Below are 9,217 nucleotides of genomic sequence, written 5' to 3'. Positions count from 1 at the left end.
TAGGCCTGGCGGCCTTCGTTTAGAATGAAGGATATACTCTCATCTTTTACTGTTAGTTCAGATACATACACATTTATATCTTGACAGACATAAAGTGGGGCCAGGTTCTTGTTATTTGAACTGGATATAATTTGTAATAATTTATTCTTTCTGTCTTCGAAAGAAAATTTATGGAGATCATATCTAACAGGTAGATTTTTTGCCTCTGGTAAAATCCATATTTGAAGAAAACGGCACCAATCATTCTGCTCATTAAGCTCAGAATGCGTCACGCCCGTTCCAGCTGAAATACACTGTACATGTCCACGACTAAGAACTTCATGGTTACCAGCACTGTCACGATGTGTAAGTTTCCCGGCAACTATATAACTGAAAATTTCCATATCCCGGTGAGGATGAGTACCAAAACCGCTATTAGGCTTTACATTATCATCATTTATTACTCTTAAAACTCCAAAATTCATATTTTTAGGATCATAATAATTGGCAAACGAAAAATGAAAATATGTATTGGCCGGATGCATATCACTATCCTCCAAATAATGAAGGTCTTCGGCATTTATTTTGTTGTATTCTTTCATCATCCACTCTTTGCTTTAATCGGTAGTCTAAACCTTCCACGCAGATAATATTGATTGTGATTGATGTATTGTTCCTGCGCCAAAGGCACCATTGGATTAATAACATAGAAGGTGTGGCTTGCAAAGCTTGAATTTGGGGAGGTCTGTTTTTTTAATACTCCGCTTGCGGCGGGGAGCTTCATTTAAACTGTAGTTTCAACGGCTCTGAGTTGTGGCTATTGAGTCTACTGGCGTTGTCAAATACGGCAACGCCAAAGGGATATTTTCTTCTGGTATTGAATTGAACATCATCGACGTTGCCGGTTTTGAGTTTTCTCGACATCATGACGGTCCATGTGCCGTCCTTCCAGACACCTTTTGCTTTAACATCTGCAAAACTGTCCTTCCATACGGGATAAAGCATGTAACCGGGGATTTCATCTCCTTCCTTGAATATCGAGTAATCCTTTATCTCGACCGCCTCGGTAACAAGAAGCGAACCTTTAATTGACGCAGGTTTAGCGGGATCCTGCATATGGGAAGGTTTTAATTTGTCCTTGGTCAAGTTGCTCTTGGCCTTAGTCTTTGAACCGGCATCTCTTTTTTTTCCTGCTCCAGGCTCCCTGCTCGGATTATCGATTACAAAGCCATCTTCGGTATAACCCACGGGATTTGATCTGACAGATTTCCAGTGCCAAAGATCGGCTTTTTCGTTGGAGGAGTTTGTTGAATAATACCATTCTTTTTTGTTCTTGGAATCATGATGGCAAAAGACCGTGCAACCCTTGCTGGCGAATTGGTCCACCCTGGTTATGGGCCAAACCATTCCTAATCGGTCTTCATCACCCTTTAGCTTGGTCCATTTGCCTCCCGTAAATTTCCATCTATTTATGTTCAAGGTTAAATCCTTGTCAGGCCACTTTAAGAGGAAAAAAATTTTATCTTTGGTGTAAACTGATTTTACCTTTAACTTAAACCATATGCCTTCAACCGTTCCGGCCCCTTCTTGAACAAACACTGCTTCTTTAGCCTCCCCCCATTGAGGGCTGCTTGCATCTACCGGTGCTTTTTTTACCTTTTGGGAAATTAACACCTGATCCCCTCTGTGCTCTATGGCCTCGGCGACCGATACACTAAAGACAATTAAGCAACCAACGATTAAAAAAAGCATAAATACCGCAAAACCTTTTTTCATTTTAACCGTCCTTTTATCTTTTGCTGATTTGACAAACTTGAGAATGCTCTCGATCGATAGGAAAATCAAAATTCAGGCTCTATTTTTAAATTAGTGCTAACTTCCCCGTGAAAAATAGTTAAGCAGGGCCATTAATCCCAAATGATGGGGGGTTACAATTAAAACTGACGCGGTAGCATTAACAAATATATCCAAAATCTGCTTGGATGTAAAGGAAACAGGGTCCGTTAAAAACGGGCCCTATTTCCTTTCATTTAAATTAGTGCCCGTTTTTATTTAAACTGTAGTTTCAGCGGCTCTGAATTGTAGCTATCATGATCCCCTGAGTTGTCAAATATTGCAATACCAAAAGGGTATTTTTTTCTGGTATTGAATTGAACATCATCGTCGTGGCCGGTTTTGAGTTTTCTCGACATCATGACGGTCCACTGCCCGTCTTTCCAGATACCTTTTGTTTTTATATCTGCAAAACTGTCTTTCCATACGGGATAAAGCATATACGCGGGGATCTCATCACCCTCCTTGAACGTCGAAGAACCCTTTATTTCAACTGCCTGTGCAACAAGCAGGGAGCCTGGAATGGTTGCCGGCTTAGAAGGATCCTGCATATATGCCGGGCCCGATTTATCTTTGGTTCGGTTGTTCTTGGCCTTAGTGGTCTTTGAACCGGCATCTCTCTTTCTGCCTGCTTCAGGCTCTTTGCTGGGATTATCAATTACAAAGCCGTCCTCGGTATACCCCACGGGATTTGACCTGACAGCTTTCCAGTGCCAGAGATCGGCTTTTTCTCTTGAAGAGCTGGTCGAATAATACCATTCTTTGTCGTTCTTGGATTCGTTGTGGCAAAGAACAGTGCATCCCTTGTTAGCAAATTTGTCCACCCGGTTTATTTCCCATACTACCCCTAACCGGTCTTCGTTAGCCTTTGTCTTGTTCCATTTACCCCCTTTAAATTTCCATTCATTCTTATCCATACTTTTATTGTAATCATACCATTGAAATAGAAAGAATATTTCATCCTTTGTGTAGACAGATTTTGTCTTCAGGGGGATTATATTGCCTTCCACGTTTCCTGCTCCTACCGCAATAATCTTGGCTTCCTTAGCCTTGTTCCATTGAGAGCTGCCGGCATCTGCCGGTGCAGACTTTACCTTTTTTGAAATTAATACCAGGTCTCCCTTTGAGGCTTTTGCCGCTGCAATTGATGCGTTGTAAAGCGTTAAAGAGCCGACTGTTAGAACAAGTACCAAAATAAAAAATGTTTTCTTCATTTGTACCTCCTTAAGGTTGTTGATTTGTTGTTTAAACACATTCTACCCTAATTGAGCGAAAATGCTCAATTGAGTGTCCGTTGTCCTTTGTCCTTTGTCCGTTGCTAAACAACAAGAAGCGCGTTTATATTTCAACTACAGGCGAACTATCAGAAGAGGCCCTTTGAGCCTGTAAAACCACTGACAACTGACATCTAATCGAGCTTTGACTCGATTAGGATAATATAGATATATTTGCCATGCGTATTTTTTACTGATTCTAGTGCAATCCCTCCTTGCGTTGCTGTTAAGACAAAATTCCCACCACTGTCCAGAATATAATCGCGGCAACGGATAAAAACATTACGACCATTGCAATCGGTCTTTTGGTCGGTCTTTTTTCCGGATTTTTATCAATAAAAGGCAAGAGTAAAAGTGCGATGATGCCGCCTGAGGGTATGATGGCCGTGGCGATTATCTCCCATTTTCCCGGAAAATATTTTAAAAGCTGGTACAAGGACATGAAATACCACTCAGGCTTAGGTATATACAGATTGTCGGTCGGGTCGGCCGGATCTTCAAGTCCAACGGGAAAAACTAAAGCTAAAATAATCGCCACCAGAATAAAGATCAGCGTCATCACGACAATCTCTTTAAAAAGAAAAGAAGGATAAAAAGTTTCGTCCGAATGTTCCAGTTCCTCATTGTTTGGTTGTGTTTCCATATTTTTTTCTTTGCACCTTTTAAAGTGGTTTTGAAATACCCTGTCTGCGGATCATGAGAAAATGCCCCATAAGTAAGATCACGGTTACTATGGGTAGAAAAATAACATGGAAGGCATAAAACCTTACCAATGTCAGGGCGCCGAGTTTTGATCCGCCACGCAACACCTTTAAAGCATATTCACCGACTACGGGGACGGTCCCCATCATGCTGGTACCGACCCTTGTGGCCCAATAAGCTTTCTGATCCCACGGCAGTAAATATCCGGTAAAGCCAAAGGCCATAACTAAACAAAAAAGCAATACACCGGTAATCCAATTGATTTCTCGCGGATTCTTATAGGCGCCGTAAATGTACACCCTGATCATATGCAAAAATACTGTTACCACCATCAGATTGGCCGCCCAGTGATGAACGCCTCTGATGACATATCCAAGGGAAACTTCATAGGTCATATAATCAACCACGTCATAGGCTTGCAAAGGAGAAGGGACGTAATAGATCGACATGAAGTAGCCTGTAGCGGCAAGCATTAAAAACAAAAAGAATGTTATACCGCCAAAACAGTAACTGAGATTAACACCTTTGGGGATCGGTTTATCCAGAACATCTTTCTTGATATAGTCATGGATATCCAGGCGTTCATCAATCCAGAAGTAAATACGCTTAAACACTTTTATTACCTCCGTAGGGTATCGTCTCGGTACTTAAAAGTATTTTACCGTCTTCAACCTTTGTTTTATGTCTTTCTAACGGGCGCGGCGGAGGGCCGCTGATTACTATGCCATCGGCGTCATATCTACCGTCGTGACAGGGACATTGAAATATTTGTTGATCTTCAACCCAGGTGACAATGCACCCCAAATGTGTGCAGACTGCGGAAATCGCAATGACTTCATTTTCTTTTATGCGTTTGACATATGCAAGGGCCCTGGTATTGTCAAGCACCCAGCCGTCTTTGGTTTCATATTCCAAAACTACTCTTGCAAAGTGATCAGTTTCATCTTGAACATCCTCGGGATCAACTTCGATCCATTTTACTTGCTCTTTTTCAAAGGACGGCCCGACTGCAAAACGTGCCAGGGCGGTGGTACTTACGGCCGCAATTGTGCCGGTGATGGCAAATATCCCGATCTCCATAAATTTTCTCCGATTTATATCGGATTCTTTATCCATTACGACCTCCTGTTGCGCTTAGTAAAAAAAACATGCTTGCCCGCTTATTTCTGCTGAGACATCCTTTTGTAAATGTCGCATTCTTCAAAATGATTCTGACAATAGTGAACGACCATGGCTATCTTGGTACTGTCCATGTCAAGCGCGTAACAATCTTCGAAAGGTGAACTCAGAAAGGGACACAATTTTTTCTTTTTACCTTTCTTCGTCCGAGGCTGCCGAGCAGCAGAATCATTTGGATGCATGTCTGTCCCTCTGTATGGCACCTAATCTTATTGTCAACTTCTTGGTACTGACATACAGCAAGAGCTATGCCAAAAAGTTGAGACTGTCGGAATAATTATTAAATTGATGTAAATTTAAATAGTTGTAACCAGAGAGATAACAAAGAGGCCAGATCTTAGCAGGCAGAAAGTGTGACATGTCACACTTTTGTGACGTCACACTTGCGCGCTTGTCACAATCAGAAAATGGATGTTTTTATTGTTTAAAGCTGAGATAGCTTGCGATAGATAGTTCGGCGGCTTATCCCCAACAGACGGGCGGCTTTGGCCTTGTTCCCACCGGTCTCTTTTAATGCGCGCAGAATGTTTTGTAAGTCTGTGGCAGAATCTTTTTCAGTAACCGGTTGGGGTGATCCTTGAGGGGTTTTAATTTCAGGGGGAAGGTGATCAATCGTAATAACCCGGCCGTGACACAGAACAAAGGCATGCTCCATGGCATTCTCCAACTCTCTGACGTTGCCCGGCCAGCGGTAACTTGACAATACCCTGTAGGCTTCATCGGTAACACCGTCTATATCCTTATTAAAGCGCATGTTGAATAGGAGACAGAAGTGATCTAAAAGCAGTCGAATGTCATCGAGCCGCTCACGCAGGGGAGGGAGTTTTACTTCAACAACTTTTAGGCGGTAATACAGATCTTGGCGGAACTTTCCCAACCTGACCATTTCTTTCAGATCCCGGTTGGTACTGGCAATTATACGTACATCCACCTTGATCGGCATTGAATCTCCAACCCGCTCAAACTCTGTTTCCTGAAGCACTCTGAGCAGCTTATGTTGTATTCGAGGGGAGATGTCACCGATTTCATCAAGCAAAATGCTCCCGCCGTCGGCCATTTCAAAACGGCCCAGCTTGTCCTGCAACGCACCGGTAAATGCTCCTTTAACATGACCGAACAACTCGCTTTCCAGCAAAAAATCGGAAAGCGCACTGCAATTCACTTTGACAAAGGGTCTTGGAGCGCGCGTTCCGCCGCGATGGATTGCATTGGCAGCCAGTTCTTTGCCGGTGCCGCTCTCGCCTGTGATCAGGACGGTTGTTGACGAGGCGGCTAAATCCTCCAGCAAAGCATACAGCTTTCTCATCGTTTCACTTTTTCCGATAATCTCCTGAAATTGACTCTGCTCTGCTAACTTGCGCTCCAAATCGTGTTCACGTGTAATGTCCCTGACAACCAGAACTGCACCGGCAAATGTATTGGTATGGTCCCATAAAGGAGAACTGGTGAGAACCACTTGCTGGTTTCGTTCGTTATGCTTGCATTCCATGCGAAAGGCTTTGACCTCCTTTTGAGTTTGCAGGGCTTCCTCCAGGACTTTACGACATTGTTGCAGGCATTTGTTCGGCAGGTTATCAAACCGCCTGCCAACCATTTCCTGTTGGGGCATTCCACAAATACGCTCAAAGGCCGTGTTAGCTTTCATAACCTTCATCTGTGAGTCAACTGTAACGATGCCTTCCTGAACACTTGCGAATATGGTTTCCAGATCGGAGCGGTACTTCTCTTTCTCAGCCTGAGCACGGTCCTTTTCGTCCCGGATGGCTTTGTATCGAAGGGCCTGTTGGGCTATTTTTAAGAGATCTTCCTTTTCCACTGGTTTTGGCAGGTAATCATAAGCCCCAAGACGCACAGCTTCTGATGCGGTTTCGATACTTGGCTTTCCGGTAATCATAACAACCGGGGCTTGCAATCCCATTTTTTTGACATCACGAAGAATATCAATTCCAGTATATTTCCCTAAAATAATGTCGGCAATTATTAAATCCGGATCGAAATCGGAAATGATTTCAAAAGCGGAATTATAATCTTCAGCAGTTTGTACTTCATACCCTTCCTTGGCAAGGAGAGACTTAAAAGAGAACCGCAGGATCTCCTCATCTTCGATTATTAGAATTCTCATGCTCTTGTCCATTTTTTCCCTCTTAAACCGGCAGATCAGCTATAATTTTGGAATGCTCTCCTTTAACACTATCAAAATAAACAATTCTTCATGAGAACTTCGGGTTAGGTTTCTTGGATATGCTTTACAAGATGCCCCAGCTCGGGAAAGATAAGCGCCTTGCAGGCCAGCTTGCAGGCTTTCAGGCTGCCGGGTATGCAAAACAGGATGGTATTTTCAAAAACTCCTGCCGTGGCGCGGGACAGCAAGGCGGCAGAATCGATCTCCTCAAAGCTAAGCTGGGCAAACAGAGGCCCGAACGCTGTAAGTTCCTTTGTAAACAGCGGGCGCACAGCCTCGATGGTAACATCTTTGCTGCTGACACCCGTACCCCCCGTCAGGAGAATAACCTCTGGTTTATAGTCACGAACAGCCTCCAGGACGGTCTGGGTAATGATTTCGGCATCGTCGGGCACAACCTGGTGCAACACAACCTGGTGCCTTTCCTTGCGAGCCCGCTTGCCTATCCAGAGACCGCTTTTATCATTTTGCAGCGTTCTGGTGCTTGAGACCGTGACTATTCCGATCTTCACCTGCTTTGGCGCACCGGCCCTGTGTTTTTTTGTGCCCATCGTTTATACCTGTTCTATGATAACCCGGTCCTCTCCATCCTGCTCTGTCAGCCATACATTTACGGTCTCAGAACGCCTTGTTTCGACAAACTCGCCGACATAATCAGCCTGAATCGGCCATTCCCTTTCTCCCCCGAGATATTCGTCAGAATATATTTTTACACTACGCAGCGACTTAATATCAAGGATTTATATCATTCTGCCATAAATTACAACCAACGCGCATGCGGCCGGCCGGGAAACCTCTGAAATTGCCTTGATTTTACCTGATGTTTTTTCTATTGTAGTTTTGCTGAAGTCGTAAAAAGTCGCCTTCCTCATATGGTAAAATTTTTCACCACGAAATACACGGTAGCTTGTCGTAGCGAAGCGAAGATCCCGCAAGTTTACTTGCGGGATCTTCATAAAATCGTAACACGATTTTATTACCGTGTTCTAAGAGAGCTTTTGTGGCTATGAACAACTTATGCACCGGCATAATACTGGCCGGCGGAAAAAACACCCGTTTCTCCGGCGCCAACAAGGCCCTGATGCCTATCGGCGGTAAGCGTATTTTTGACAGCATCTATGACGTCTTCTGCAATTTGTTTCAAGACATTATTCTGGTTACCAACGACCCGGTCCAATATTTAGAATGGGACCTAACTATTGTAACAGACCTTTTTCCATTCCGAAGCTCTTTAACCGGGCTACATGCCGGTCTTTTTTATACGACGACGCCTTATGCCTTTTTCGCAGCTTGCGACACACCTTTTATCAAGCAGAACCTGATTGAAACCATCCTTGCAGGTATTGCTCCACATATAGACATTGTGATTCCAGAAACATCCGAGGGTTTCCAACCCCTCTGTGCCGTATATTCCAGGCGATGCCTTGAACACGCAACTCGGCAGCTTGAAAAAAAAGAGCTTAAAATTGACCGGATTTTTAAAAAGCTGCGCGTTAAAAAAATACCGGAACAAGTTTTAAGAAAACAGGACCCGGATTTGATATCTTTTTATAACATTAATACGCCCGAAGATCTGGCTAAAGCCGAAGAGATTCTATCCCGAATTTCTAATGAAGAATTTGTTTAACATATCAGCTCTTTTTGAAAATTTGCCATACCCCGAAGGAGCCTCATTGGGTAAGCTAAATAGGTTTTTGGAAGTGATTTGAAAACGATTATCCACGAAATCAAAAATGGTTATTGCCGCTTCAATACATCAATATTGATGTTGATTTGTTATGGAGTTTACTATAGAATTTTATGAAACCAGTTCAGGACGATGTCCTGTGCGGGATTTTCTCGACGATCTTAAGGTTGCATTGGATAGAAAACGTGATTGGTTGGGAAGGTTTCAAGCATGAACCAACAAACAAATTTCGATGAATATCTTGAAAAACAGTTGAAGGATTCTGATTTTGCAAAACGCTTCAAAAAGGCCGGCCAGGCCTGGGATGTGGCCTTGCAATTAGCCTCTCTGCGCAAAGACGCCGGTTTGTCCCAAAAAGAACTGGCCCGAAAGGTGGGAACG

General features: G+C 43.5%; 9 protein-coding genes. 1 reads left to right on the top strand and 8 read right to left on the bottom strand.

Going from position 1 to position 9,217, the window contains the following annotated elements; translation table 11 throughout:
- The 8 genes from V3S16_RS03810 to V3S16_RS03775 form a co-directional block, all read right to left on the bottom strand.
- On the bottom strand, positions 1-584 hold a 584-nt coding region (locus V3S16_RS03810), incomplete at its 3' end, for a pirin family protein (RefSeq protein WP_413883348.1).
- A gap of 175 nt (positions 585-759) precedes the next feature.
- A complete protein-coding gene (locus V3S16_RS03805) occupies positions 760-1,755 on the bottom strand; it encodes an ethylbenzene dehydrogenase-related protein (protein WP_413883347.1) in 996 nt (331 codons plus the stop codon).
- A gap of 272 nt (positions 1,756-2,027) precedes the next feature.
- Positions 2,028-3,026 (bottom strand): ethylbenzene dehydrogenase-related protein, encoded by a 999-nt coding sequence (locus V3S16_RS03800; protein WP_413883346.1) that lies wholly within the window; start codon positions 3,024-3,026, stop codon positions 2,028-2,030.
- A 286-nt stretch (positions 3,027-3,312) separates the two neighbouring features.
- On the bottom strand, positions 3,313-3,729 hold the full coding sequence (locus tag V3S16_RS03795; RefSeq protein ID WP_413883345.1) for a hypothetical protein: 417 nt from the start codon (positions 3,727-3,729) through the stop codon (positions 3,313-3,315).
- Positions 3,730-3,748: 19 nt separating this feature from the next.
- Positions 3,749-4,402 carry a cytochrome b N-terminal domain-containing protein gene (locus V3S16_RS03790; protein WP_413883344.1) on the bottom strand — a complete coding sequence of 218 codons (654 nt, stop codon included), beginning with the start codon at positions 4,400-4,402 and terminating at the stop codon, positions 3,749-3,751.
- A complete protein-coding gene (locus tag V3S16_RS03785) occupies positions 4,395-4,904 on the bottom strand; it encodes a ubiquinol-cytochrome c reductase iron-sulfur subunit (protein WP_413883343.1) in 510 nt (169 codons plus the stop codon). The genes V3S16_RS03790 and V3S16_RS03785 overlap by 8 nt, the downstream gene beginning before the upstream one ends.
- A 487-nt stretch (positions 4,905-5,391) precedes the next feature.
- A complete protein-coding gene (locus V3S16_RS03780; RefSeq protein WP_413883342.1) occupies positions 5,392-7,101 on the bottom strand; it encodes a sigma-54 dependent transcriptional regulator in 1,710 nt (569 codons plus the stop codon).
- Positions 7,102-7,193: 92 nt separating this feature from the next.
- Entirely contained in the window at positions 7,194-7,700 is a 507-nt protein-coding gene (locus tag V3S16_RS03775; protein WP_413883341.1) for a MogA/MoaB family molybdenum cofactor biosynthesis protein, read from the bottom strand.
- A gap of 455 nt (positions 7,701-8,155) precedes the next feature.
- Here V3S16_RS03775 and V3S16_RS03770 point away from each other — a divergent pair, with 455 nt between their 5' ends.
- Entirely contained in the window at positions 8,156-8,776 is a 621-nt protein-coding gene (locus tag V3S16_RS03770) for a molybdenum cofactor guanylyltransferase (protein ID WP_413883349.1), read from the top strand.
- Positions 8,777-9,217 lie beyond the last annotated feature (441 nt).

Source organism: Candidatus Desulfatibia sp., from assembly GCF_036446775.1.
GTDB lineage: Bacteria > Desulfobacterota > Desulfobacteria > Desulfobacterales > UBA11574 > Desulfatibia_A.
This window is presented reverse-complemented; position numbering and strand designations above follow the sequence as displayed.